The sequence below is a fragment of the Sphingomonas sp. Marseille-Q8236 genome (assembly GCF_965112005.1).
In genome coordinates this window covers 1-25102 of record NZ_CBCOPO010000005.1, presented here as the reverse complement: position 1 = coordinate 25102, position 25102 = coordinate 1, and the positions used below count along the sequence as shown (strand labels likewise).

Here is a 25102-nt window from a genome sequence, read left to right as displayed (position 1 = left end):
GGGGTGACTACACGAAAGTGACGTATCTGCACGGAAAGGGCGAACGGATAGCGAACGTCACGCGGCAAGTAGGGAGTTGACGGCGCGCAGCGGTCGCAAGGCGTCCGGATCGGGTTGATCTTCAACATTCCAGCTATAGTCACCGGTCAGCGAGATATGCTCCCAGCCCAATGGCGCGATGTGGCGTGCGATTTCGTCGGCTGTGCCGATGTCCGCCAGCGCCATTTCGAGATAGCGAGTGTTCCACAAGATGATGGCGGCGACGAGCAGGTTGAGGCCGGAGGCGCGATAGGTCTGGTTCTCGAACCGACGATCGCGCAGTTCGCCGAGCTGGTTGAAGAAGAGCGCGCGGGCGAGCGCGTTGCGGGCTTCGCCTTTGTTGAGGCCCGCCTGGGTGCGCCGGCGCAGGTCGATGTCGCGCAGCCAGTCGAGCATGAAAATGGAGCGTTCGAGGCGGCCCAGCTCGCGTAGTGCGAGGGCCAGTCCGTTCTGTCGCGGATAGGCGGACAAGCGGCGCAGCATTGCCGAAGCAGTGACGGTGCCGGTGCGGATCGACGTGGCGAACCGCAGCAGTTCGTCCCAATGCGCCGCGACATGACCCAATGCGATCGGTTCGGCCGTCATGCCGGCAAGCAAGGGGCCGGATTCTTGGCCGGGAAGGAGGTGTAAACGACGCTCCTTGATGTCGCGCAGGCGCGGCGCGAAGCGGTAGCCGAAGAAGGGCATGAGGCCGAACACATGGTCCGATGCCCCGCCCGTATCGGTGTAGTGCTCCTCGATCGTCAGGCCGGTCTGGTGATACAGCAAGCCATCCAGCACATAGGGCGCTTCGCCAGCGGTCGCCGCGATCACCCGACTTGCGAAGGGGTCATATCGATCCGAGACATGGGTGTAGAAGGCAACGCCTGGTTCGTTGCCGCTGCGCGCGTTGATGTCGCCGATCGCGGCCCCACGGCCCCCGGCATGAAATTGCTGTCCGTCGCTCGACGAAGTGGTGCCGTCTCCCCACAGCGCGGCGAGCGGCATGGCGCGATGGGCGTCGATCAGCCTTCCCAACGCTTCGCCATAGGCGGCTTCGCTGATGTGCCAGTCGTGAAGATGGGCGAGCTGACGCAGACTTGCGCCCCGGCAGGTTTCCGCCATGCGTGTGAGGCCGAGATTGATGCCATCGGCGAGGATGACCGTGAGCAGCGCATTGCGATCGTCGGCTTCCCGGCCCGAACGACGATGGATGAAGCATTCGCTGAACCCGGTCCAGGCATCGACCTCCAGCAGAAGATCGGTGATCTTCACGCGCGGCAGTCGATCATAGGCGGCGCGACGGGCAATCTCGGTGGCGGGCGGTGTTGCCGCCTTCAGCGGCGAGATGATGAGACCGTTTTCGTCAAGCTTAACCTGGGGCAGCTCCCCTTGCCGTGCAAGGACCGTTACCTGCTCGATCGCCGTGTCGAGCCTGGTGCGCCGTTCCTCGATATGGCGCTCGAAATCCGTTTCGATGGCGAGCGGCAACGGCCCCTTCTCGCGCAGCGCCGCAAAGGTCGCCGGCGGTATGAGATAGCTGTCGAAATCGCGAAACTGCCGGCTTCCCGCGACCCATATATCCCCGGCTCGCAACCGCTCGCGTAGTTGCGACAAGGCGCATAGTTCATAAGCGGCACGATCAACGATGCCATCCCGCAGGACGAACGGGCGCCATGCGGGCGGCACAAAGCGTAGCGGCACGCGATCAGGCAAGCGCCGTTTGCCGGTCCGATATAGCTCCGCGATGATGGCCAGCGCTGACAGGAGCCCCTGAACCGCGCCGGCGCCGCGAAACTCGAAGGCGTTGAGAAAAGCGCCGACAAAGAGCTTCACCGTCCGATGCCGCTCGATCAATTCGGCGGTGCGATCGACGGTTTCCGGTCGCCCGAGCACTTCGGCCTGCTCGACGGCCACGGCGAAGTGCTGCCAGTCCAGCGCCTCGATCTGCGCCAGAGAATCCACGCCCTTGCTGCGCGCGTCGATGAGGAGGCGGCAAGACCCCGTGAGCGTCCGGAGGTGGCCTTGCAACTCGCGCACCGTCTTGAGGGCTTTGTCGCGGGTCCGGTTCTCGGCGCGGCGCGCCATGCTGCCCAACAGCTTGTCGAACATCGTCAGGGTGGCGTCGGTCAGGCTTTCCTCAAGCCGGATGCCGGTTGCCGCCAGCGTCGCATGGCGGCGCAGGGCATTGAGTTCGCCAAGGTGCTGGGGTGTGATGCGGCTGCCTTCGTCCGCCAGCCTGTCAAAAGTCAAAGCCGGGATCATGTCGGCACGGGCGCGATCGAGGCCCAGCGCGCGGATATAGGCGAGCCGTTCGATCAGGCGCAGGATGTTGCGCGCTGCCGGCGATTGTGGCGCATTGCGCATCCAGGATAGCCATGTCGCGACCTGCCCCGGTCGTCGGGCCAGCAAATCGTCCAGGCCCTGAAGGGTGTCAGGCAGCAGGCCATTCGTGAGCACTTCATAGGTAAGCTGTTCGGCTTGCTGGCGCGCCCGCCGCAGCACCGCTTCGAGAATCGACGGAGAAGGCAGGAGGATCTGCAGGCGCCGGAGTTCATCGACGATGACGTCTGCCATCTGGCCGGGGTGTATGATGGTCTGCGCGATTGGGACCGAGAAGGCGACAACTTCACGGAAAGCGTTGCGGTCAAAAATCCTGAACCCGTGCGATCGTCGGATTTCGACGAGATGCTCGCGACGGGTCTGGTCCCGATGGGCATAATCCGCGAAGGCTGCCGGCGCGACGCCGAGTTGCTGCGCCACATAGGCGAGCACAGGAGCGGGCGGGACTTCGCCCGCTTCCAGCGCACGGCCAGGCCATCTCATATATAGCATGAGCATCGCATAGCCGAGCCGGGTGGCATCGCCGCGACGGCGGCCGACAATTTCCAGGTCGTCGCTGGTCAGCGTATAATGACGCGCGATCTCGCGCTCATCGAGCGGCGCGCCATAATGCCTCGCCCAGATTTCCAGGCTCACCAGTCGCCGTCTCGCCAAGCATCATCTCCTTCGCTTTGCGTGTCCGTCAGACGGTCCTCTGGCGGCCAACAGGAATATGTCCGTTAACTCTGGACCTGTAACGGCGATTCGGACAAGATCGCATAATGACGGGAAAACGGACAGGATCGGGCATCATGTGGCGCTGATCGGCTATGCGCGCGTCTCGACCGCAGACCAGAAGCTGTCGCTCCAGCTTGACGCGCTGAACACTGCCGGGTGCGACCGTATATTCGACGATCACGCATCCGGGGCAAAAGCCGATCGGCCTGGCCTAACCGAAGCGCTCGCCTATTTGCGCCCCGGCGACACGCTGGTGGTCTGGAAACTCGACCGCCTCGGCCGCTCGATGAGCCACCTGATCGAGAAGGTCGGCGAGCTTGCGGCGCGCGGCATCGGGTTCCGCTCACTCACCGAGAATATCGACACCACCACTTCGGGCGGCATGCTGGTGTTCAACATCTTCGGCTCGCTGGCCCAATTCGAGCGTGACCTGATCCGTGAACGCACTCATGCCGGCCTCAAGGCCGCACGCGAGCGGGGCAACAAGGGTGGTCGCCGGCCTGTCGTTACCCCCGACAAACTACGTAAAGCGCGGGCGCATATCGCAGCGGGCCTCACTGTTCGTGAGGCGGCGGCCCGGCTCAAGATCGGCAAAACCGCCCTATACAAGGCTCTGGAAAACGCGTGAAACCGCTGGCGATCAAGAACTCGTGGGTGCTGGTCACAGGGGCTTCGACCGGTTTGGGCAGAGCGTCCGCCCTCCGCTTGGCGGCATCGTACCAGGCCAAGCCCCTGATTGTTGGACGAAGGCTCGACAACTTGCGGGAGCTACAGACCGAAATTGACGAGCGGTTCAATGTGCCGTGCGAGATTATAGTGGCTGATCAACGTGAAATCGAGGGCAGGGAGAAAATCGCGGCTAAGGTTGCAGAATTGCAAGTAACAGCCGCTTTGTTGGTTGCCGGAATGACGAGCGTTGGTTCATTTGATGCAGGCCGTGCCGACACTTATGCCGAGGTAATTGAAACAAACATACTCGGTTTCACGGATTTGCTGGCTCGCCTGATTGCGATTTTCAGGGAGCAGCCGTTTGAATCCTCAGTAATCGCCGTGTCGAGCCTGGCGGGCGAAACATCCGTGCCCTTCCAAGCGGTCTACGGCGCGTCGAAAGCCTATGTGAGCACCCTCATGCGAGCGCTTTCCGTGGAGCTTGCCGGGACGGGAGTGAGTGTTGGGTCTTTTGCACCCGGTGGAATCGACACAGACATGGCTGCCCTCAGCGATTTGAAGTGGGGGAGGTTGGGTTTGATGGACGTTGACCGGTGCGCGGCCCATGCAGTCCACGCTCTGGTTTATCGGCAATCCTTCGCCATACCGGGGATGGGCAACCAGCTCACATATTTGGCGAGCAGGGTTCTACCTCGATCGTTGGTCAATCGGATTGCCGCCCTCCCATATCGGCGCCCGTAGGGCGGCACCACATAAAAGGGGCAGGAAAGCCTGCGAATAGCATCTGCTGGCATCGTACCGGATTTGTTCGCCCTTAGCGTGCAGATACGTCACTTTCGTGTAGTCACCCCAGCATGTCGGCGGTCGCGAGATCGTTGACCCCGAAGGTCTGGATCACTCCGGCGTTGGACATGAACGTGCCGGCACGTTCGCCGTAGATCGCCTTGAGCTGGTGCATGTCCTGGAGGATCGGCCAGAGCTGCATCCCATACCCCGCCATCAGCCCCATCGCGCGTTCCACCGGATCGAGGCGTCCGAGCGCGGCGAACTCGTCGAGCAGGAACAGGACCGGGCGTTCCGGCCGGGCAGGGGAGCGCGCCATGTCAGTGACGGCTTGGGCGACCAGCAGTCGCAGCCAGCGGGCATAGGCGTCGAGCCGGTCGGGCGGCAGGCACAGGAACACCGTGCCCGGCCGTTCCTTCAGGTCCGCGAACCGGAAATCGGACGCGGACGTGCTGTCCACGATGCGCGGGCTGTCGAGGAAGTGGGTGTGACGCTGGGCGGATGACAGCACGCCGGCGGCTTCGCGATCGGACTTGCCGAGCTGGCGGTTGGCGGCGCGCGCGATCAGGCCGTGCGCGCCGGTGCTGGCCTGCATGTCGGTGAGCAGCGCGGCGAAGCCGGCGGGATCGCGGGTGAGCTTGTCGCGTACCGTCGCCAGCGTGGCCCGGGACACGGGTTCATGGACGACGCTGTGCAGGATGATGCCGGCGATGAGCGCTTTGGCTTCCTCGTTCCAGTGCGCCTCGCCCGATTGCCCCGGCGCATCGTGGACCAGCGCGTCGGCGATGGTCTGCGCATCTTCCGCGAGGTCGGGGCTGGTCGCGTCGAGCCACGCCAGCGGGTTGTAGCGGGCCGCCGGACGCCCGGAGACACCGAACGGGTCCAGGCACCACGTATCGCCCTTGCTGGCCCGCGTGCGGGCCGTGACGCGGGCATTCTCGCCCTTGGGGTCGATGCAGATCACCGAACGGTCGAGCAGCAGCAGGTTGGGGATGATCGTGCCGACGCCCTTGCCCGACCGGGTGGGCGCCATCGTCAGCAGATGCGCCAGGCCGTCATAGCGCAGCAGCTTGCCCGACCTGGCCGACCGGCCGACGATGAGGTCGCCGGTCTTTTCCAGCTCGCGCGCTTCCTTCCGGCCGCCGAAGCGCGCCGATCCCATCAGCGTGTTGCGGGTGCCGTCGCGACGATTGAACTTCCAGATCGCGAACAGCGTGAGGCCGGTCAGCAGGAACGGCACGTCGGTCGCGATTTCTCCGTAGCCGAAGATGCCCTTGAGCCAGCTATTGCTCGCCATCAGCACGACGAAGGCGATCAGCAGCGCCCAGAGCGGCCCGATCCGCGCCGGCATCACCAGCGCAATCCGACAGGCGTGATCGCGAGGCTCCGATCGGCGTCGGGATGATCCATCAGCTTGAGGACGATCTGCGTGGCCAGATCGGGCGGCACCGCTTCGTCGCGCAGCATATCGAACAGCGCGTCCTCGACCGGCGAGTATTCCAAGCCCTCGATGACGTTGTTGTGGCGCGCGTCCGCATCGGCCCGGCGCCAGTCGGCGGCTTCCGCCGGCGTGCCGCGCACATAATCCAGCGCGCGGACCTCCGCCCTGACCGTTTCAACGTCCAACGGCATCGACGTGTCTCCTTGTCAGGAACCCGGCCGCGCCGAGCAGGAATCCGCAGAACAGGGTCTGGAGCTGGAGCGACAGGAATCCGAAGGGCAGGCCAAGCCCGTAGAGGGCATGGCTGTTGATCGCGACATCGCTCAGGATGATGGCGGCACCCAGCGCCAGCCCGACCGGACGCCGCCAGATCAGCAGCACCGCGGCGAGCGGATCGAGGGCGGTCAATGCGGTCCAGTAGACGTTCATCCAGACCGGCGCGTCATCGAACACGATCCAACCGACGTTGATGAGGTGGAGGGTGTGCGTGATGGTGCCGATCGTGAAGCCGGCAACTAGCACGCCGACAACGATCCGCTCGATCACCGGGCGGTTCATGCCGTCGTCTCCGATGCTTCCGCTTCCGCGTCGAACGCCCGCTTCCCGCGCCGCTTCCACAGCGCCAGCACATCGCCGGCAGCGTCGTCCCGCGCACGTCCGACCAGTTCCAGCAGCGCACCGTAAATCGTCGCGCGATCGTCGTCGGCGAGGTCGGCCAGTCCGGCCTTCCGGACGAGGCCGCCCAGCTCGATCAGGTGACGGGTGCGCTCGCGACGTTTCACGACCCAGCCCCGCGTATCAGTCCGACGCCGTGCCGCTTCCAGGCGCAGGACCAGCGCCCGGTTGCTGCGTTCCGCTACTGCCGTCGCCGCCAGCCTTTCGCGAACCTTTGCGCCCACGCCGCTGAAAGAAGCCGGCACCTTTCGCGCGCCACGCCTCCTTCGCATCGGTATCTTTGGACGCGACGGCATCCAGTAACGCGCCGGCGAGCATTTCGAGGTCGAGTGCATCGGCCCCGGTGGAGGTAACGAGCATCCCGAGCTGTTCGACCCGGCGCGCCTTCAAGGCCCGTGCCTTGTCCTCCAGCGCCTTCAGTTCCGCATCGTAATCCCGCACCTTGCGCATGGTGCCTCCGTCTCCGCGTTTGATCCACATCAACCTAGCAAACCCGCAGGGGAGGGCAACCGCGAATAACAGGTATCACCAGGTCAATTAGAGATGCGTAGCAGATCGTGAGTGCGCGCTTATACGTCGTTGCCGACGTGCGCTCAGAAAGGTAGAAACAGAAGCGCGATGGCGATCTACCATTTCAGCGCCAAGGTCATCAGCCGCGCGAACGGTTCCAGCGCCGTCGCGTCGGCTGCCTATCGCTCCGCATCCGAGCTGCACGACGAGCGGCTTGGACGATCGCACGACTTCTCGAACAAGGCCGGCGTCATCCACTCCGAGGTGATCTTGCCGCAGGGCGCGCCGGAGCGTTTGAATGACCGAGCCACCCTCTGGAACGAGGTCGAGGCCGGCGAGAAGCGCAAGGACGCGCAGCTCGCCCGCGAGGTGGAGTTCTCGATCCCGCGCGAGATGAACGAGAAGCAGGGCGTCGCGCTCGCCCGCGACTTCGTGGAAGAGCAGTTCGTGAAGCGCGGAATGGTCGCGGACCTCAACGTGCATTGGGACAAGGCGAAGGACGGCAGCCCGAAGCCGCACGCGCATGTCATGCTGTCGATGCGCGACGTGGGACCGGACGGGTTCGGGCAGAAGAACCGCGACTGGAACGGCAACGAGCTGCTGAAGGAATGGCGCGAGGCATGGGCAGCTCATGTCAACGAGCGAATGGCCGAGCTGGGGCTGGAGGGTCGGATCGACCATCGCTCCTATGCCGATCAGGGCATCGACCTTGAGCCGCAGCACAAGATCGGGCCGGCCGGAATGCGCCGGCTCGATCGCGGCGAGGACGCCGAGCGCGCCGACGATCACCGGCGGATCGCGCGCGAGAACGGCGAGAAGATTGTAGGCAATCCGCGGATCGCGCTGGACGGCATCACCCGGCAGCAATCGACCTTCACCACCCGCGACCTCGCCACGTTCGCGTTCCGGCATTCGGACGGCAAGGAGCAGTTTGACCGGGTGATGGCGGCGGTGCGCGCCAGCCCCGAGCTGGTCGCGCTGGGCAAGGACGGCCGCGACGAGGAGCGGTTCACGTCCCGCGACATGATCGCGGCCGAGGCGCGACTGGAGCGCGCCGGTGACGAGCTGGCACGGCGCGGCGATCATGGTGTCGGCGATCGGCAGCGTGACGCCGCGATCGGCGCGGCTGAGGGGCGGGGGCTGGTGTTGTCGGGCGAGCAGCGCGACGCCTTCGCCCATATCACCGGACGCGACGGCCTGGCGTCGGTCGTCGGCTATGCCGGCACCGGCAAGTCGGCGATGCTGGGCGTGGCGCGCGAGGCGTGGGAGCGCGAGGGCTATCAGGTGCGCGGGGCGGCGCTGTCGGGGATCGCGGCTGAGAATCTGGAGGGCGGATCGGGTATCGCATCGCGTACCATCGCCAGCCTGGAGCATGGCTGGGCGCAGGGGCGCGACCAGCTCGGGCCGCGTGACGTGCTGGTGGTGGACGAGGCGGGCATGATCGGCACCCGCCAGATGGAGCGGTTGCTGTCCCATGCCCGCGACGCCGGCGCGAAGGTGGTGCTGGTCGGCGACCCCGAGCAGTTGCAGGCGATCGAGGCGGGCGCGGCGTTCCGGTCGATCGCCGAGCGGCACGGCGCGGCGGAGATCACCGAGGTTCGCCGGCAGCGCGAGGACTGGCAGCGGGACGCCACGCGGGCGCTGGCGACCGGCCGCACGGGCGAGGCGCTGGCCGCCTATGCCGCACACGGGATGGTCCACGCGGCCGACACCCGCGACGCTGCGCGTGCCGGGCTGGTCGACGGGTGGGATCGTCAGCGCCAGGCCGAGCCGGAAAAGACCCGCATCATTCTCACCCACACCAATGCCGAGGTTCGCGAGCTGAACGGGGAGGCGCGCGACCGGCTGCGCGCGAACGGCGAGCTGGGCGAGGACGTGACGTTCGCGGCCGACCGGGGCCATCGCGACTTTGCCGCGGGCGACCGGCTGATGTTCCTGCGCAACGAACGCTCGCTGGGCGTGAAGAACGGCACGCTGGGCACAATCGCGCGCGTCACGCCGGAGGGCATGACGGTGCGGCTCGACGGCGGGCGCGAGGTGACGTTCGCGGCGAAAGACTATGCCGCCGTCGATCACGGCTATGCCGCGACCTTCCATAAATCGCAGGGCGTGACGGTCGATTACGCGCACGTCCTCGCGACGCCGGGGATGGACCGGCACAGCGGCTATGTCGGGCTGTCGCGGCACCGCGACGGCGTGCAGCTCCATTACGGCCGCGACGACTTCGCCGATCAGGGCAGGCTCGCGCGCGTGCTGTCGCGTGACCGCGGCAAGGACATGGCCGGTGACTATGCGCCTGATCGCAGCGACCAGGACCATGCCCGTGCCTTCGCCGATCGGCGCGAGATCCGGTTCCCGGAACTCGCGCTTCAGGTGGTCGAGAAGGTCCGAGACAAGGCGCGTGGCATGTTCGCCGGCTTCCGGCCGAAGCCCGCGACCGAGAAGACGACGGCGATCGAGCGTGGCGAGACGGCGATCGGCGCCGACCGTCCCGACCAGGTGCGCGCGATCGAACGCTATGCGCGTGCCGCGGCCGATATAGGCCGGATGCGCGATCAGGGCCTGCCGGTGCTGCCGCATCAGGAGACCGCGTTGCGGAAGGCCGGTGAGGGCCTGGATGCCGTCCGCCCCCATGCTGTGCGCGACCTCGCATCGGCGCTGGCGCGCGATCCGAAGCTGATCGAACAGGCGGCGAGCGGCAACACGGGCGGCGCGGTGCGCGCGATGGCCGAGGAACAGCGCGTGCGGCTTCACCCCGACGCGCGCGCCGATCGGTTCGTGGAAGGCTGGCAGGCGATGCAGCGGCAGCGTGCCGGGCTGGAGCGGAGCGGCGACAGCGCCGGCGCCGAGCGGATACAGGCGCGCATGGAGAAGGCGGCGGGCGGGCTTGCCCGCGATCCGCAGCTCGAATCCGCGCTGCGCCGGCGTGCGCCCGAGCTGGAGATCAGGATCGAGCGCGAGCGGTCGATCGGCGACGCGCTGTCAGCATCGATCGCGCCAGCGCGCGACCGCGATCGGGGCATGAGCCGATAGGCTTCGTGCTTTCGGGTACGATCGCGTTCGTGCTTTCATGCGGGAAAAGGGGGAACCGCATGAACGAAGACGATCACGAACCGGATGCCGCGGCAGAAGCATTCGAGGGCGTGCGTGGCGAGCTGGCGCTGTTGCGGCGTGCGGTCGAGCGACTGGCGGCCGAGCGCGCCGAGGTGCCGGAAATCCCCGATTACAGCGAGACGCTGGGCCAGATGGCGAAGGCGCTCAACGGCACCATGCAGAATGTGGCCATCCTGGCGAAGGCGGCCGAGGACAATGTCGCGCCGCGCTATGTCGCCGACCGGATCGTTGCGGCGAGTGCCCATGCCCGCGACGAGGACCGGCGCATGATCGCATCCGCCGGCGAGAAGATGGAGCGGGCGACCACCGCGCTGCACGGGATCGGCGGTGTCGCCCGCCGTGCTGACGAGCAGCGCCGGGCGCTATGGCAGGTCGGGGCAGGGGCGTGCCTGGGCGGGATGCTGTTGTGGACGGTCGTGCCGGGTGTCGTCGCCCGCGCGCTGCCGGATAGATGGCAGGTGCCCGAGTGGATGGCCGCGCGCACGCTCGACCTGCCGAAATGGGAGGCCGGGCAACGCCTGATGCGGGCCGCGGCACCGGATGCCTTCGCCAACATCGCGGCGGGGGATCGGATCCTCACCGCAAACCGTGTCGTGATGGAGGCGTGCCGCAAGCGGGCGAACAAGGCTAAGGAGAGCGTGCGCTGTACGATCAGCGTAGAAGCCGAGAGGGTGCCATAAGCGGCGTGGTCTGCATCGAGCGTTAGTTGGCCTCGATAAGGCTCACGACGCCTCAGAAGCCAAAAAATACATGAGGTATCGTGAAGCCTCTTGTATCTGACTTGCAGGGATGCCAAATAGCCTACGTCACGATGCTCCGTGGCATTAGAGCTATGAGGAGGCTGCTATGAAGGGGTATATGTTTGAAGGTACGGCGCAGGAGGTTATTGAGGCGATGACCGCCATGCAGGCCGCTTCCGGAGGTGACGCTTCGTCGGAGGCCGTTGCGGCAGTCGCGCCGACCGTCGCCGAGGAGGGTGAGGAGAAAGAATTCGTATCGACCGAGGTAGCGCGACGCGTTCTCAGCCGCCGGCCGCTTTCGCGAGAGCAGCTAGGGGTTCTCAAGATGCTTCATGCGGCTTTTCCTGAGTGGGTTCCCGCAGGCAAACTCCAAGCAGCCATTTCCTACACTCCCGCTCAATTCGCTGGTCTGATGGGCGCATTCGGTCGCCGGTTCAGCCACACCGAAGGCTATGTTGCCAACACATGGTTGTTCGATGCCGAATGGGACTATGATGTGGGTGCCTATAACTATCGGCTGCCTGAGACGGTGAAGGCGGCGATGGACGCAGAAAAGCTCGCCTGATCGCTTCCGGACGCGGGGACACAGTTGAGGGGCCGGCGGACGCGCCGGCCCTTTGTCGTTTGAAGGGCCGGCAGTAAAAGGACCGGGTGCATTCAGGGGGATTAATGGCGCTCATTATCGGCCTCGTCGTGTTCGTCTTGCTCGTATCTCCGTTAGGCGGTTGGCCGGCGCTGGCCGTGGCGATTGGCGCAGCGGTGCTCTTTCATCAGACGATCGGGAAGGCTCGCCGCGAAGCCCGGGAGGAACGTCGGCGACAGTATGAGGAACGAGTCCGTGGCATCGTTCAAGCCCATCTTCCGGCCTTGCTGCGTCGCAAGCGGCAGCTCGATCGCACGGACGACTATGGCGTCCGGGATGACGGCAAGTGGATAAAGGAGATCAACCGCTTCTGCGATACGGTGGTGTGTCCGGCGATCGGCCAGATTCCTCTTCAAATGCCTCGCGGGATGAAATCGCAGCCGCGAAGGTCCGAGCTTGATAACCTGATCGCAGCATTGATCGATCGGGCTGTTGCTGAACAGGCATCGAGCTTCGCGCAGCGGTTCGACCCCGGTATGACCCCGACCGACTATGAGCATTTCTGCGCCGATCGCCTGAAGCTGTCAGGCTGGACGCCGATGGTGACGCAGGCGGCGGGCGATCAGGGAGCGGACATCGTCGCCACCCGTGCCGGACGGACGCTTGTCGTTCAGTGCAAGCACCATGCGAAGCCTGTCGGTAATAAGGCCGTGCAGGAGGTGGCCGCCGCTATGCGGCACTACAGCGCCGAAGCAGGTGTCGTGGTGGCCACCAACGGCTTCACGCGGGCGGCCGCGCAGCTTGCCGCCACCAACGGCATCACTTTGCTCGGCCACGATGACCTGACGTCGAGCTGGACCCTGGCCGACGACAGATAGGAGAGACGAAGTGACCGCCATTCGCATTCTGCACCGCGATCCCAACGGAATGGTGTCTGACGGGGGGATCACCTACGGCACCGAGCAGTTCGCCGGTCAGGTGCCGATGATCGGCGATACGATCCTCGATCCGGGTGCGCCCTCCGGCAAGGACCGCAATGACCCTCGCAACCGGACCATATGGACCGTAGTCGCGCGCGTGTTCAACCACCGCGACAACGAGAACACCGTCTCCATCATCGTGGAAAGTCGCAAAGGTACGCTTGAGGACGAGGCGTTCGCCTGACAGCGACGATGGCGCTGGTAGATGGCTGATCGGCGAAACTAGGCCGCTAAGGCCTTCCATCTCGGAACAGGATATTAGCACGCCGCTGCGTGCTGCCTGTTCGAGGACCAGCATCATGATCGATTTGAACGACCCCCAGGCCGTGAAGGAAGCGGCGCGCCTGAACCGTCGGCTATGGCACCGGCGTAAGCCGAGCGTACCAACCATCGTTGTCTTGCCAGTACGGACGCGATGAACTGAGGTAGAAAGGTCTACCTTTCTACCTCACGTTCAGCCACAAGCATAATCAGGCGCTTACGAGGGAAGAAAGGTCGCGGTAGAAATGCGCTACGGCTATGCCCGTGTTTCGACCGACGAACAGAACCTCGGTCGCCAGCGCGCGTCGCTTGCGCTCGCCGGCTGCGATCAGGTGGTCGAAGAGGTGGAGAGCGGCGTAAAGGCGCGTCGTCGCCTCGATGCGCTGCTGGAACGGCTGCATGGCGGTGATGAGCTGATCGTGTCCGAGCTGGACAGGCTGGGCCGTAGCACCGGTGAGGCCGTGTTGTTGATGGACGAGCTTATCAAGCGCGGCGTGCAGCTCCGTGTCCTCGCCCTCCCCTCGCTCGACATCGCGACCAACGACGGTCGGCTGATCGCGGACATTCTCGCCAGCCTTGCCGCGCACGAGCGCCGCCGGCTTCGCGAGCGCCAGCGCCAAGGCATTGCCGCGGCGCGATCATCGGGCCGGCATCTCGGTCGCCCGCAGAAGATGAACGGGCAACAGGTCGGCGAGGCACGCGCCAGGCTGGCGGCCGACGAACCGATCCCCGTAGTGGCGCGCGCCTACGGCGTCACACCCAAGACTCTACGCGCGACACTGGCAAGGACGGGCGGACGTTTAGCAACATCGGTGCGGCGGTCTGCCTGATGGCCGATACTCGCACACCTGAGCAGCGTAGGCGCATCATGCAATCTGTAGGGACCAAAGACACGGGTCCTGAAATGACCGTTAGGCGACTCCTGCATCGGCTGGGCTACCGTTACCGGCTTCACCCGAAGCATCTACCGGGACGTCCCGACATAGCTTTGCCCGGCCGCCGAAAGGCGATCTTCGTTCACGGCTGTTTCTGGCACGGACACGAATGCCAGAAGGGACGCGCCCCCAAATCCAAGCTGGATTATTGGGGTCCGAAGCTGGATGCGAATCGGGAGCGCGACGCTCGCAAGGAGGCTGAGCTTCGCGCTCTAGGTTGGGATGTGGGGACCGTCTGGCAGTGCGAGATCGGTGACGAGGAAAAGCTGGAGACAGCCCTAGTCGATCTTCTCGGACCCCCCGGAAAAAGCGATCGACAGACTGTTCAAAACGCGGTAGGCCCACACGAGAACATAACGGAGACAACATGAGGCCTCTAGGCATCGACCTATTCGCCGGCGCAGGCGGCATGAGCCTCGGTTTCGAGCAGGCTGGATTCGATCTTGCCGCCGCCGTCGAGATCGATCCCGTGCACTGTGCCGTCCATGCTTTCAATTTCCCGGACACGCCTGTTATCCCGCGCTCTGTCGCCGGTTTGAAGGCGGCCGAGGTGCGAGCGATCGCGGGCATCGGCAAGCGTCCGATAGATTGCGTTTTCGGCGGCCCGCCTTGTCAGGGCTTTTCCATGATTGGGAAGCGAGCCCTCGAAGACCCGCGCAACACGTTGGTGCGCGAATTCGTGCGCCTGGTGCAAGAGTTCGACGCGCGCACCTTCGTATTCGAGAACGTGAAAGGGCTAACGGTCGGCAGCCAGCGCGCGTTTCTCGACGAGCTGGTCGAGGCATTCGACAAGGCCGGTTACGATGTGCGCCTTCCCTGGCAGGTGCTGGATGCGGCAAATTATGGGACGCCCCAGCATCGCCAGCGATTGATCCTTATGGGAGCCCAGAAAGGCGAGACTGTACCGGCTTATCCAGCACCGATCACCAATGCGGCGGATGGACGTAAAGCCATCGGTGAACTGCCGATCGGCCCGACCGTCATGGACGCGATCGGAGATCTACCGAACGCGGACCGCTTTCCTTCCTTGATCGAAACCGACGCGACACGTACCTCGGCTTTCGGAAAGCCCTCCACATACGCAGCCGAGCTGCGAGGCCTCACCAACGATGCATGGCACTTCGGCCACGTGCGTAACTGGAACCCCGGTGTACTAACGTCGAGCGCCCGAACCACGCATACCGATATCTCGCGTCGCCGTTTCACCGAAACCCTTCCCGGCACTGTCGAGCCAATCAGCCGATTTTTGAAGCTGTCGCCGGTAGGCTTGTCCAACACGCTACGTGCAGGGACGGACGGCGCTCGGGGAGCGTTTACCAGCCCACGACCGATCCACTACAAGCACTCGCGCTGCATCACCGTCCGCGAGATGGCGCGCCTGCACGGTTTTCCCGACTGGTTTAGGCTGCACGCAACGAAGTGGCACGGTGCACGGCAAATCGGCAATGCCGTTCCGCCTCCGCTTGCGCGTGCGATTGCCGGGGCCGTAATCGAAGCGCTTGGCATCGAGCCGAGCCGCCCCGAGAAGCCGATAGACCTTGGCGATGCGACGCTGCTTTACCTAGAGATGTCCGAGGCAGCCGAGCGGTTCGGCGTACCGGCGCCTAGCAGCAAGCGTGATCGTAAGAGCGGTGCGAAAAAGCGGAAGCAGCATGAGATCGAGGAAATCCGATTGAGGCTCGTCGCCAATGGCCGTTGAACCGAACGATGAAGTCGATTTGGGCGGGGACGATGACCTTGGCGTCGCAGTCGGAGCTGAGGCGTTACCGGACGATGTGGAACCGGCAACACCCGCACAGACCAATCGATATAAAGCGATAATCGAGCGCATCTTCTCGGATCGCTATGCCGATGGCGCGACGGAGGTTGCTTTCGCTCGTGCTGACATCGTGACTACCGCGGCAGCGCTCGGCGTCGACCTACCGCAGAACCTCGGCGATGTGGTGTATGCGATCCGGTATCGGATACCCATGCCCGACGCCATTCTGGCGACCCAGCCGGAGAAGCTGGAATGGATTATCGAGGGTGCCGGAAGAGCTAAGTATAAGTTCCGGCTCGTTCCCGCGACGCGGATCAGGCCTAACGAAACATTGGTGAGCATCGACATTCCCGATGGCACCCCCGAGTTGATCCGGGCTTATGCACTTGATGACGAGCAGGCTCTTTTGGCGATCGTCCGCTATAATCGCCTGATCGACATATTCCTCGGACTGACTGCATCGAGTTTGCAGAACCACCTTCGCACGACGGTAAAGGGTATCGGTCAAATCGAAATCGACGAGCTGTACGTTGGCCTCGATAAGCGCGGTTGCCACTACGTCATTCCGGTGCAGGCGAAAGGCGGCAAGGACCAGATCGGCGTCGTACAGACGACCCAGGATATTCGTTACGCCGATCAGAAGTTTCCGGGGCTACGATGCCGTCCCATTGCAGCTCAGTTCATGGACGGCGGCAAGATCGCGTTGTTCGAGTTGACCTTGCAGGACGGTGAGGTTCGTTTGGTAGACGAGAAGCATTACCGTCTTGTGCCGGCCGACAAGCTCGACCGAGCTGCGATACGCGACTACCGAGACTGACAACACGTGGCCGAATGGAAGCCACGGCGATCACCGCAGTATCGACTGCCGGGAGGGCCGCAGAACCGGTCACCGGCCATAATGGCGCAGCGCGCAGAGCCGAACGATAGCTTAGACGACTTCCCGACTCCCCGCTGGGCGACCAGAGCGCTTATGGAGCGTCTGCCAGCAATTTCTCGCACTTCTGCCTCGACGTGTTGGGAGCCTACATGCGGCCGCGGATATATGGCGGCTACGCTCGCTGAATATTTCAACTCTCTAGGGTCAGGACTCGTTGATCACAGCCAGAAGATGACGGTGGCAGCGAGGGTGACGGCGGCAAAGAAGGCAGTGGGGCAGCGATCGTAGCGGGTAGCGACCCGACGCCAGTCTTTGAGGCGGCCGAACATGATCTCGATGCGGCTGCGGCGCCGGTAGCGGCGCTTGTCGTATTTGACCGGCTCGTTGCGTGATCGCCGGCCCGGGATGCAGGGCTGGATGCCTTTGGCCTGGAGGGCGTCCCTGAACCAGTCGGCGTCGTAGCCGCGGTCGCCGAGCAGCCACTGCGCCTTCGGCATGTCATCCAGCAGCGCTGCCGCGCCGGTGTAGTCGCTGACCTGGCCCGCGGTCATGAAAAAGCTTAAGGGGCGCCCGTTTGCATCGGCGACGGCATGTAGCTTGGTATTCATACCGCCTTTGGTGCGGCCGATCAGGCGGCCAAGATCCCCTTTTTTACCCGCAGGCTTGATGCCGTGCGGTGCGCCTTCAGATAGGTTGCGTCGATCATGACCGTCTGCGGCTCGGCGCCAGCTGCAGCCAGACCTTCCATCATTCGCGTGAACACGCCGGCCTCGCCCCAACGCTTCCACCGATTGTACAGCGTCTTGTGGGGGCCATACTCGCTAGGCGCATCTCGCCAGCGAAGCCCGTTGCGATTGACGAATACGATGCCGCTCAGCACCCGCCGGTCGTCCACCCTCGGCTTGCCATGGCTCTTGGGAAAGAAGGGCCGCAGCCGCTCCATCTGCTCGTCCGTCAGCCAAAACAGGTCACTCATCTCGGTCTCCTTGCGGAGCCTGAATCAGATCGCGACGCTCACATCAATGGGTCCTGACCCTAAGGAGCAGCGATATCGCTGCCTTTGGTTATGGCGAGCAGCTCGACTTTCTGTCGGTCCCGGAGAACTCGCCTCGTCCGGAGGATCGGCCGGACTGGATCGTTACAAACCCGCCCTTTCGATTAGCGGAAGAGTTTACAAGACGCGCGCTTGCGCTTGCGCGTGTGGGCACGGCTATGCTCGTCCGCACAGGCTTCATCGAGGGCGCAGGTCGGTACAATCGGCTGTTCCGAAACCGGGCACCAAGCCATGTCGCGCAGTTCGTCGAGCGTGTTCCCATTTTGAGAGGGAGGGTCGATCCATCGGCTTCGACAGCGACCAGCTATTGTTGGCTGATATGGTTGACCGATGCGCCGGGGCCAACGCAATTATTATGGATTCCGCCGTGTCGGCGCGAACTTGAGAAAGCCGGCGACTACGAGCTCCCAGTACCATGACCGAAGCACAAGCCCTTGCAAGCATAGTCACTTGGTCCGCTGACGTACCTGATTGGCAGCGTGACGCGCTGCGTCGATTGGCGGCCGGAAATCCGCTCGCTGCGCCCGAAATAGATGAACTGGTCGCCATCTGTAAGGGTCAGGTTGCCGCAAACCCGGTTAGCGCCGATAGTTTCCGCGATCCTGCTCGCGTCCAAGGGCCGGTGAACCTCCGTCGCGTCCACAATGTGAACCACGTCAATGCGCTGGCATCCGATCAGCGGCTGGCGTTCCAACCTAATGGCCTGACGATCATCTATGGCGACAATGGATCGGGTAAATCCGGCTATTCGCGTATTCTTAAAAAAGCCTGCCGCGCTAGAACACCTAATCGTGAAGACATCATCCCCGACATTTACGAGGCCGTCCCCGGCGTGCCCACGGCGACGATCGACTATACCATCGGAGTTGCAGAACATTCCTGCGTGTGGCGGCTTGGAACGCCAGGCGATCCCGCGCTGACCGCCGTTAGCGTCTTCGATTCTCGATGCGCCAACATCCATGTCGAGGAAACGAATGACCTCGCTTACACCCCGTTTCCCCTAAGACTGCTCGCCTCGCTTGCGCAGCTCTGCAAGTCGGTGAAGGACAAGCTCGCCAGCGAGGTGACGACGATTAAGGCTCGGACACCGCGAGCCGTAGCGGCGCCTGCATGTAGTCCGACGAGCGCAGTGGGTCGGCTCCTGGCCGGGTTGGCCGCGGGTACCAAGTCGGCCACGGTGGAAGCACTGGCGACGTTGAGTCAAAGCGAGTTGGACCGTCTCGCGCAGCTCACCGCCGATCTCGCCGGCGATCCCGCGCGCGCCGCGCGCCAACTCATGAACTTGAAGGCGAAGGTCGATGGTCAGATCGCAGCGCTAGATCGGCTGTTCACCACCCTCGCTTCCGCTGACGGCGATACGCTACGCCGCCTTGCTGGTGCGCGGGATGCGGCCAAGTTAGCGGCTAAGGCGGCATCGGGAGCCTTGTTTCGCGATGAGCCCTTGCCGGCGATCGGTGCCGACGTATGGCGTTCTCTGTGGGAGAGTGCTCGAACCTACTCCGAAGTGGACGCTTACCCTGCCCGCCCTTTTCCTGCGACCGAGCCTGGCGATGTGTGCGTCCTCTGTCAGCAAGGGCTCGCGCCGGAGGCGGCTTCTCGCCTCAATCGTTTCGAGGCATTCGTTCGTGATGACAGCCAGCAGCGCGCCGAGGCGGCGCGTATCGCCCATGAGGAGGCCTTGGTTGCGTTCGGACGCGTTGCCATTTCCACGTCCGAAGCTCGCATCATTATCGCGACCGTCCGCGATGAGTTGGGCCAGGATGCTTTGGCAGCCCGCTTCCGCCGCTCTTTGACCGAGGCGAGATTGCGCCACCGATGGATTATGCGCCACCATGCCGATCCGGCAATCGAGCTTGCGGTGTACGCGCTTGCCTATGAGCGAGAGGCCATTCTCGATGTTGTGGCCGAGATAGCGGCGCGATCCGCTGCGCTTGTCGCCGAGGCCGGGTCACCGGCTCGCGCCGCTTTGATCGCTGAGAAAACGGAACTTGCCGATCGCCAGTGGCTCGCCGGCATCAAGGACGACGTGCTTGCAGAGATCGCTCGTCGTGGTGAGATCGCGAAATTGGAGGCGGCGCAACGGGCGACCACAACCAACCGCATCACGGCCAAAAGCACCGAAGTCGCGCAGGCTCTCGTCACAGACGCGCTGCGCGCGCAGTTCGCCCTCGAAGTGGCGAGCTTTGGGATAGCGGCCCTGGCAGTCGAGCTGCGTCAGCAGACTAGCGCCCAGGGTATTCCGCGTTTCAGGGTAACGCTGGTTCGCCAGCCCAAGGCGGCTGTGGGTGAGGTGCTTAGCGAGGGCGAACATCGATGCGTCGCGCTGGCGGCGTTCATGGCCGAGCTAGCGACTGCCGGAAATCAATCGGGTATCGTCTTCGACGATCCTGTGTCGTCGCTCGATCATATGCATCGCCAAGCCGTAGCGAAACGCCTCATTGATGAAGCCTCTCGCCGGCAGGTGGTCGTGCTGACGCATGATCTTGCATTTCTGTTTGAGCTGGATCGTGCGGCTCAGGAAGTGCATCCGCGACCCCAAGTATCGATAGGGTCGATCGCGCGAGGAGCGGACAAGGCGGGTTTTTGCCGGAACGAACCGCCATTTAAGGCTCGCCGCGCAATCGATATTACCGGCACCCTTACCCGTCAGCTTGCGAACGAGCGGCGTCACTTCGACCAGGCCGATGAAGATAGCTGGCGCGCTACCGTCAAATCTATTGCCGGTGTTCTACGCGACACATGGGAAACGGCCGTTGAAGAGGCGGTTGGGCACGTCATTCGTCGCCTTTCGCAAAAGGTAGATACTAAGGGCCTCATCAAGCTCACGGTTGTCACTCGGGCCGACTGCGAAGTTATGCGTGATGGCTATGGGCGATGCTCAGAAATGCTTCATTCAGCAGCGCCGGAGTTGAACCGCCCCCTCCCCCGGCCGGAGGCTTTGACCGCCGAGATCGATGCTTTGACACGATGGGCAGCAGACCTTCGCCAGCGACAAGAAGCGGCGAGGCTCCATTGATGCGATCCAGCGGGAGCGAGCGGTCAACCTGCTGCCGTCGTTTGCAAAGCCGCCATTCTGTCAGGCATGCCAAGGACTTGCTCGTATCTTGGAAGCACGAATAAGCCGGTTCTTGCTTGGGTAAGCAATGTTGAGGACTAACATTACAGGGGAGGTTTTTTCTTACGATTTTCAGGAAAATTTTTACAAGGCAATTCAACCTATTGCTAACACAATGGAAAATAGAGTTTTTCATCTCGCCTGCACGACGAAGCGAGTGTTTTTGACGGCGAACCGTTCAGCTTCGTGAAAGCGGACGGTGAGTAGAAGCAGCCTTGTGATCGGGACCGCTGGTAACGGCCCGAACGCAAAAACAAAAAGCGTAGGGGATTTTCAATCATGAAGAAGTTCATTGCTGCGCTCGCCGTTGTTGCGAGCGTGATCGCCCCCATCTGCGTGACTCCCGCGAGTGCCCAGATGGCTCCCCAGATTGTGCAGATCGGTGTCGATAATTTCGGCAATCCTATCTGCAATGGCCCGCAGGGCATCGCTCCCTGCGTCGTTATCATGAACTGGTTGCAGAACGGGGGTATGCAGCAGATGCAGATGCCTCGCCCGATGCCGATGCCGATGCCGCAGCAGCAGCCCGGCCCGTTCAACGGCGGCATGGGGCCGATGGGACCGGCGGGCATCCCGACCAACATCGTTCCTCGTGACGGGCAGATCGTGGGTCAGATCGTTCAGCAGTGCGGCCCTAACCCGGCCTGCGTTGCTGGCGCCTGGGGGAGTGTCGAGCTTTCGCGCTGCGCCAATGGCATCGGTGTGGCGGGTGGCTGCTTCGGGCCTAACAGCGAGGTCGCGAAGGCTGGGCGGGAGGTTGAGAAGTTCTTCCGCGAAGGTCCCGGACCCAACAACGAATTGTGCAAGATCGGTCTTTGCTAAGCTGTTGTTCAGCCAATAGCCGCTAGGTGGGGAGGGTAAATCCTTCCCCGCCTTTTCGGCATTTGCCGGGGTCCGTCATCGCATGTCCAAGCGCAAGCTAAAGGATGCACGGGCAGGACCTACGCCTTGTTACCAGCCCCGGCATCTATCATTCGGCAGGCGGTAGGCGTGTTAAGGAGTTGTTGCCACCACGCCCGCGTGGACCACGATGGTAGCGATGTCGGCATACGTTGCCAAAACGGCAGCTGTACCTATCTCGCTCCTTCCTAAGGAGCTGGGTGATGCAGGCAATTATTCGCTTTTCAATCGACGGTGATCAAAACAGCGCCCTGCGCAATAAACTGGCTGGGGTCCTTCAGGGCGCGGGCTTCGGCAAGAAGGCAAACACGGCAACGTGGGTGAACGACGCGATTGACACTGATGGTCTTGCCGCTGCCACAAGTGCCTTTTGGACGACTGCTCACGCGCACACTGGCCCGGGTAAAGTCGACCATTTCTGGATGCATTCTGAGCGAGATTTCCTCGGCTACGCGCAGGACATTGCTGCTGGGGGACCTATTAGCGAAGATGAGGAGTAAGGCACTCAACTATCCTTTCGGATATTGGTCGAGAGCTGCGTCGATCATTGCAGTCCATACGGTAACAGCGTGTGGACTGACAACCTCACCGGCGGATCGCAGATGATCACCAACAGGCCGCAAAGTCCAAATCGCAGCACGCGCAGCCTCAAAGCACCGCTGACGTGTTGCATCGGACGCCGCGTGCCAAGGGATGCCGGATGGCTCTAATCCGCCGGCCCATCGCTCGGGCATCATTTCGTAAAGCGCCTGCGCGACTCTGAAAATTGATGTTCCGGGCTGGACCATTGTCATATCTCCCGCGCAATTAAATAGGGCGCGATGTCACTCGCGCAATAGCAGTTGTGCGATCCTGCCATTCTGCATACCATCAAATCAGCATTATTGAAGGTGTGCACACTTGCATATTATCACGCTTGCAGCGCAAAAAGGGGGTGTCGGTAAAACGACGCTGGCGGTGAATCTGGCGGTTGCCGCCGAAGCGGCCGGGATAAAGACCGCTCTTTTCGACCTCGATCCGCAGGAGAGTGCGACTGCTTGGAGCGAGCGACGGACAGCCGAATTACCCCACGTCGAACCGATCAGCGCGCGCCGCCTCGATCAGGCGATCAATGCCGCAGAGGCTAACGGCTTTGGGCTTACGATCATCGACACACCGCCGGCAGCGGGTGCGGAAGCCGCCGCAGCGGCGCAGCGTGCCGATCTGGTCGTCATCCCCTGTCGTCCGTCATTGATCGACCTTGATGCGATCAAGCGCACGGCGCAGCTTATCACCAGTACCGGGCGAACGGGCGTGGTCGTGCTGAATGCCGCCCCCCCGACCGCAACCACGTTGCTGGACGATGCCAGAACGCTTGCCGAGGCGACAGGCTTGCGGGTGGCGCGTGCCGTATTGCGGGAGCGTAGCGTCTATCGAGCGGCATGGCCTTACGGCTTGGGCGTCATCGAGCATGAGCCGAAGGGTAAGGCCGCCCTAGAGATTGCAGCCTTGCAGAAACACATATTTGATGATGTGATGAATTGCACACCTGCAAATGTGAAGGCTTGATTATGGCAAAACGGACCTCCCTGTTGGGGCCGGCAGTAGCGTCCCCCTCCCCTCGCGAGCCCGAGCCGGATCATCAGCCTGCTCCGTCAACCTCGCCGTCGAGTGCAGCACGGTCGAGTGGCAAGCGACCGGGAAAGTATCACCTCGGGGCATATTTCGATCCTGCCGATCCCACAGCGGAGGCATTTCGTGTCTTGGCAGCGCGGACCCGTCGCAGCCACCAAGACCTCCTTGCCGAGGCGATCAGCGAACTGGTCGCCAAGTATGACGCCGACAAACAATTCGGCCGTGCATAATAATGTGCACACCTGCAATTATGCAGAACGGCAGGATTGAAGTGGTATGACCAAGCGCCAGAATCCCAATCCCGAGTTTGATCTGTTCATCCCGTTGATGGGCGACCTCCCGCTGAAGGATCAGCGGGAGACGATGGAGCGGCCGTTTTTCTCGCTTCAGAAGCGCAAGCGGGTGAAGCCTATCGAATATAGCAGCCCGGACGGCGAGACGTGGGTGAAGATCGAGGCGATCCCTGCCTATGGTATGGCGACGATCTGGGACGCCGATGTTCTGATATGGGCCGCGTCCACGCTCAACCGGATGCGGGAGCAGGGCGTCAACGACCTTCCCCGGACACTTAAAACAACGTCCTATGACCTGTTGAGGGCGATCAAGCGCGATACCAGCGGCCGGGCCTATCAGGAGCTGCAAGCCGCACTCCAGCGGCTTCAGACGACTTCCATATCGACCTCGATCCGCGCACCCAAGCGGCGCACCAAGGCCGGTTTCAACTGGCTCGACAAATGGACGCTGGAGGTGGACCCGGACACCGATCAACCGCGCGGGATGACCATCACGCTGTCGGATTGGGTGTATGAAGGTATCATGGGGGAGCGGTCGCTTCTCACCATGCACCAGGATTATTTCCTGCTGACCGGCGGGCTGGAACGCGCCCTGTATCGTATCGCGCGCAAGCACGCTGGCAACCAGAAGGGTGGGTGGACGTGTCGCGTTGAGGTGTTGCGCGACAAGACCGGCAGCGACAGCAAACCGAAAGAGTTCAACCGGATGCTGCGCAAAGTGGTGGAGGCCGACCAGCTCCCCGATTATGCGATGCAGATGGCCGCAACAGTCGATGGCAGTCCTGCCGTGCTGTTCCGACTTCGGGGTGAAGCGGAGGCGCTGGCGCTGACTGCCAGGTTGGAAGCCGAGCAGGAGCGGCGGAACCGGTTCGATGCCGATCGCCGCCGCGCCGCCGAGGTGGACGACCTGATGGACAAGCTCGCAGGAGGACGCTGACTATCGTGGTATCACACACCGCAAGGCCCATCCGTATCAAAGGCGGTGGCTGACAGCAGCCGTTGAGGGTGGGGATCGAGCAATAATCGACCCGCAAAGAGGCAAGCGATCATCGTGGGATCGCACACCTAACCGTCGTGGGATCACACACCGGACTATCGTGGGATCACACACCGAATCACGTGGGATCACACACCGACCGGTTTCTCAAGCTACTGCAAAAAGGCGACTTTTTTACCCATTTTCGACCCTTAACCTTCTTAACGATTCCTATTTAACAGAATCACTTAACCCCGGACGACCGGCTCAAACGGCAGGGAAGGAGATGCGGAATTGCCCCAAAGGCAATGCGCCTTTGTTTCGTGCCGGCTATCGCCGTCACAGAAGCGGCCTCACGGCCGCAGGCTTCCGGGAGAAGCCAAGCCGATCCAGCGGTGTGTGCCTGTCAGCGTTACGCTCGTTGAGAGGGCAGAACAGGGGCATATCCTAAACCCATCGCCGGGTTCGCCGGTGTGTGCGATTACGCCGGATCGTAGAGGCCGGCGAAGTCGCGTTCCGCATAGTAACGGACCTTGCTGACGACGAGCGGGTCCTGACCCTGCCGCAACAACAGGAGATGGTCAGGATTCATCCGCATGATTTCGTCGGGCGTCGCCAACCGGCGCACGGCGACGTGGCCGCTGGCGCTTTCGGAGCGCGTGTCGTCGCTGAAGATGCTCGCCGGGCCGGAGGTGCCGAACGTCTCATATTCGATGGTGGTGTCGCCGATCGTGCGCGACAGCAT

General features: G+C 63.1%; 25 protein-coding genes. 17 read left to right on the top strand and 8 right to left on the bottom strand.

From position 1 onward, the window contains the following. Positions 1 to 57: 57 nt before the first annotated feature. Positions 58 to 3015 (bottom strand): Tn3 family transposase, encoded by a 2958-nt coding sequence (locus ACWPWT_RS20845; RefSeq protein ID WP_031286087.1) that lies wholly within the window; start codon positions 3013 to 3015, stop codon positions 58 to 60. A gap of 139 nt (positions 3016 to 3154) precedes the next feature. Here ACWPWT_RS20845 and ACWPWT_RS20840 point away from each other — a divergent pair, with 139 nt between their 5' ends. Beyond that, complete coding sequence (locus ACWPWT_RS20840) at positions 3155 to 3706, top strand: recombinase family protein (protein WP_004213210.1); 552 nt, start codon at positions 3155 to 3157, stop codon at positions 3704 to 3706. After that, a complete protein-coding gene (locus tag ACWPWT_RS20835; protein WP_004213209.1) occupies positions 3703 to 4488 on the top strand; it encodes an SDR family NAD(P)-dependent oxidoreductase in 786 nt (261 codons plus the stop codon). Before ACWPWT_RS20840 ends, ACWPWT_RS20835 begins: the two co-directional genes overlap by 4 nt. 103 nt (positions 4489 to 4591) lie before the next feature. Here the strand turns inward: ACWPWT_RS20835 and ACWPWT_RS20830 are convergent, their stop codons facing one another. The 5 genes from ACWPWT_RS20830 to ACWPWT_RS20810 are packed head-to-tail and all read right to left on the bottom strand — an operon-like array spanning position 4592 to position 7096. Beyond that, positions 4592 to 5881, bottom strand: a complete 1290-nt coding sequence (locus tag ACWPWT_RS20830) for a type IV secretory system conjugative DNA transfer family protein (protein WP_454281107.1) — start codon at positions 5879 to 5881, stop codon at positions 4592 to 4594. Beyond that, positions 5881 to 6162: a hypothetical protein gene (locus tag ACWPWT_RS20825; protein WP_454281106.1), complete on the bottom strand. Its 282-nt coding sequence runs from the start codon at positions 6160 to 6162 to the stop codon at positions 5881 to 5883. The genes ACWPWT_RS20830 and ACWPWT_RS20825 overlap by 1 nt, the downstream gene beginning before the upstream one ends. Beyond that, complete coding sequence (locus ACWPWT_RS20820) at positions 6146 to 6529, bottom strand: hypothetical protein (RefSeq protein WP_454281105.1); 384 nt, start codon at positions 6527 to 6529, stop codon at positions 6146 to 6148. The genes ACWPWT_RS20825 and ACWPWT_RS20820 overlap by 17 nt, the downstream gene beginning before the upstream one ends. Next, positions 6526 to 6753, bottom strand: a complete 228-nt coding sequence (locus tag ACWPWT_RS20815; RefSeq protein WP_454281104.1) for a conjugal transfer protein TraD — start codon at positions 6751 to 6753, stop codon at positions 6526 to 6528. The genes ACWPWT_RS20820 and ACWPWT_RS20815 overlap by 4 nt, the downstream gene beginning before the upstream one ends. A 16-nt stretch (positions 6754 to 6769) precedes the next feature. After that, entirely contained in the window at positions 6770 to 7096 is a 327-nt protein-coding gene (locus ACWPWT_RS20810) for a conjugal transfer protein TraD (protein WP_454281103.1), read from the bottom strand. A gap of 168 nt (positions 7097 to 7264) precedes the next feature. Here ACWPWT_RS20810 and traA point away from each other — a divergent pair, with 168 nt between their 5' ends. The 9 genes from traA (at position 7265) to ACWPWT_RS20765 (ending at position 16345) form a co-directional block, all read left to right on the top strand. After that, positions 7265 to 10189: a Ti-type conjugative transfer relaxase TraA gene (gene traA / locus ACWPWT_RS20805; protein ID WP_454281102.1), complete on the top strand. Its 2925-nt coding sequence runs from the start codon at positions 7265 to 7267 to the stop codon at positions 10187 to 10189. Positions 10190 to 10248: 59 nt separating this feature from the next. Further along, positions 10249 to 10950, top strand: coding sequence for a DUF6118 family protein (locus ACWPWT_RS20800; RefSeq protein ID WP_454281101.1), 702 nt, complete (start codon positions 10249 to 10251; stop codon positions 10948 to 10950). 166 nt (positions 10951 to 11116) lie between these two features. After that, on the top strand, positions 11117 to 11575 hold the full coding sequence (locus tag ACWPWT_RS20795; protein ID WP_454281100.1) for a hypothetical protein: 459 nt from the start codon (positions 11117 to 11119) through the stop codon (positions 11573 to 11575). Between the two features lie 104 nt (positions 11576 to 11679). Next, positions 11680 to 12471 (top strand): restriction endonuclease, encoded by a 792-nt coding sequence (locus tag ACWPWT_RS20790; protein ID WP_454281099.1) that lies wholly within the window; start codon positions 11680 to 11682, stop codon positions 12469 to 12471. A gap of 10 nt (positions 12472 to 12481) precedes the next feature. Continuing rightward, positions 12482 to 12757: a hypothetical protein gene (locus tag ACWPWT_RS20785; protein ID WP_454281098.1), complete on the top strand. Its 276-nt coding sequence runs from the start codon at positions 12482 to 12484 to the stop codon at positions 12755 to 12757. Between the two features lie 322 nt (positions 12758 to 13079). Further along, on the top strand, positions 13080 to 13664 hold the full coding sequence (locus ACWPWT_RS20780; RefSeq protein WP_454281097.1) for a recombinase family protein: 585 nt from the start codon (positions 13080 to 13082) through the stop codon (positions 13662 to 13664). Beyond that, positions 13664 to 14140, top strand: a complete 477-nt coding sequence (locus ACWPWT_RS20775) for a very short patch repair endonuclease (protein ID WP_454281096.1) — start codon at positions 13664 to 13666, stop codon at positions 14138 to 14140. The genes ACWPWT_RS20780 and ACWPWT_RS20775 overlap by 1 nt, the downstream gene beginning before the upstream one ends. Further along, positions 14137 to 15468, top strand: a complete 1332-nt coding sequence (locus ACWPWT_RS20770) for a DNA cytosine methyltransferase (protein ID WP_454281095.1) — start codon at positions 14137 to 14139, stop codon at positions 15466 to 15468. The genes ACWPWT_RS20775 and ACWPWT_RS20770 overlap by 4 nt, the downstream gene beginning before the upstream one ends. Next, positions 15458 to 16345 (top strand): endonuclease, encoded by an 888-nt coding sequence (locus ACWPWT_RS20765; protein WP_454281094.1) that lies wholly within the window; start codon positions 15458 to 15460, stop codon positions 16343 to 16345. The genes ACWPWT_RS20770 and ACWPWT_RS20765 overlap by 11 nt, the downstream gene beginning before the upstream one ends. A 278-nt stretch (positions 16346 to 16623) precedes the next feature. On the opposite strand, the gene ACWPWT_RS20760 is transcribed toward ACWPWT_RS20765, so the two are convergent. Further along, positions 16624 to 17381 (bottom strand): IS5 family transposase gene (locus ACWPWT_RS20760; protein WP_454278138.1). Its coding sequence is split into 2 segments (ribosomal slippage): positions 16624 to 17048 and positions 17048 to 17381, totalling 759 coding nucleotides; the frame shifts between segments, so codons are not numbered across the junction. A gap of 493 nt (positions 17382 to 17874) precedes the next feature. Here ACWPWT_RS20760 and ACWPWT_RS20755 point away from each other — a divergent pair. The 6 genes from ACWPWT_RS20755 to ACWPWT_RS20730 all read left to right on the top strand — a co-directional run bounded on the left by ACWPWT_RS20755 (position 17875) and on the right by ACWPWT_RS20730 (position 24318). Next, positions 17875 to 20475, top strand: a complete 2601-nt coding sequence (locus ACWPWT_RS20755) for an AAA family ATPase (RefSeq protein ID WP_454281093.1) — start codon at positions 17875 to 17877, stop codon at positions 20473 to 20475. Between the two features lie 378 nt (positions 20476 to 20853). Continuing rightward, positions 20854 to 21396 (top strand): hypothetical protein, encoded by a 543-nt coding sequence (locus tag ACWPWT_RS20750; RefSeq protein ID WP_454281092.1) that lies wholly within the window; start codon positions 20854 to 20856, stop codon positions 21394 to 21396. Between the two features lie 281 nt (positions 21397 to 21677). Then, a complete protein-coding gene (locus ACWPWT_RS20745; RefSeq protein ID WP_454281091.1) occupies positions 21678 to 21974 on the top strand; it encodes a hypothetical protein in 297 nt (98 codons plus the stop codon). 400 nt (positions 21975 to 22374) lie between these two features. Further along, entirely contained in the window at positions 22375 to 23022 is a 648-nt protein-coding gene (locus tag ACWPWT_RS20740; protein WP_454281090.1) for a division plane positioning ATPase MipZ, read from the top strand. 2 nt (positions 23023 to 23024) lie between these two features. Then, a complete protein-coding gene (locus ACWPWT_RS20735) occupies positions 23025 to 23318 on the top strand; it encodes a ribbon-helix-helix domain-containing protein (RefSeq protein WP_454281089.1) in 294 nt (97 codons plus the stop codon). Positions 23319 to 23364: 46 nt separating this feature from the next. Further along, entirely contained in the window at positions 23365 to 24318 is a 954-nt protein-coding gene (locus ACWPWT_RS20730) for a replication initiator protein A (RefSeq protein ID WP_454281088.1), read from the top strand. Positions 24319 to 24838: 520 nt separating this feature from the next. On the opposite strand, the gene ACWPWT_RS20725 is transcribed toward ACWPWT_RS20730, so the two are convergent. Beyond that, a partial coding sequence (locus ACWPWT_RS20725) for a type IV secretory system conjugative DNA transfer family protein (protein ID WP_454281087.1) occupies positions 24839 to 25102 on the bottom strand: 264 nt, incomplete at its 5' end.

Bases quoted from the DNA above. Each gene is read 5' to 3' on its own strand.
- ACWPWT_RS20830 (WP_454281107.1), bottom strand. From the start codon at position 5,881: ATGCCGGCGCGGATCGGGCCGCTCTGGGCGCTGCTGATCGCCTTCGTC.
- ACWPWT_RS20825 (WP_454281106.1), bottom strand. From the start codon at position 6,162: ATGCCGTTGGACGTTGAAACGGTCAGGGCGGAGGTCCGCGCGCTGGAT.
- ACWPWT_RS20820 (WP_454281105.1), bottom strand. From the start codon at position 6,529: ATGAACCGCCCGGTGATCGAGCGGATCGTTGTCGGCGTGCTAGTTGCC.
- ACWPWT_RS20810 (WP_454281103.1), bottom strand. From the start codon at position 7,096: ATGCGCAAGGTGCGGGATTACGATGCGGAACTGAAGGCGCTGGAGGAC.
- traA (WP_454281102.1), top strand. From the start codon at position 7,265: ATGGCGATCTACCATTTCAGCGCCAAGGTCATCAGCCGCGCGAACGGT.
- ACWPWT_RS20800 (WP_454281101.1), top strand. From the start codon at position 10,249: ATGAACGAAGACGATCACGAACCGGATGCCGCGGCAGAAGCATTCGAG.
- ACWPWT_RS20795 (WP_454281100.1), top strand. From the start codon at position 11,117: ATGAAGGGGTATATGTTTGAAGGTACGGCGCAGGAGGTTATTGAGGCG.
- ACWPWT_RS20790 (WP_454281099.1), top strand. From the start codon at position 11,680: ATGGCGCTCATTATCGGCCTCGTCGTGTTCGTCTTGCTCGTATCTCCG.
- ACWPWT_RS20780 (WP_454281097.1), top strand. From the start codon at position 13,080: ATGCGCTACGGCTATGCCCGTGTTTCGACCGACGAACAGAACCTCGGT.
- ACWPWT_RS20775 (WP_454281096.1), top strand. From the start codon at position 13,664: ATGGCCGATACTCGCACACCTGAGCAGCGTAGGCGCATCATGCAATCT.
- ACWPWT_RS20770 (WP_454281095.1), top strand. From the start codon at position 14,137: ATGAGGCCTCTAGGCATCGACCTATTCGCCGGCGCAGGCGGCATGAGC.
- ACWPWT_RS20765 (WP_454281094.1), top strand. From the start codon at position 15,458: ATGGCCGTTGAACCGAACGATGAAGTCGATTTGGGCGGGGACGATGAC.
- ACWPWT_RS20755 (WP_454281093.1), top strand. From the start codon at position 17,875: ATGACCGAAGCACAAGCCCTTGCAAGCATAGTCACTTGGTCCGCTGAC.
- ACWPWT_RS20750 (WP_454281092.1), top strand. From the start codon at position 20,854: ATGAAGAAGTTCATTGCTGCGCTCGCCGTTGTTGCGAGCGTGATCGCC.
- ACWPWT_RS20745 (WP_454281091.1), top strand. From the start codon at position 21,678: ATGCAGGCAATTATTCGCTTTTCAATCGACGGTGATCAAAACAGCGCC.
- ACWPWT_RS20735 (WP_454281089.1), top strand. From the start codon at position 23,025: ATGGCAAAACGGACCTCCCTGTTGGGGCCGGCAGTAGCGTCCCCCTCC.
- ACWPWT_RS20730 (WP_454281088.1), top strand. From the start codon at position 23,365: ATGACCAAGCGCCAGAATCCCAATCCCGAGTTTGATCTGTTCATCCCG.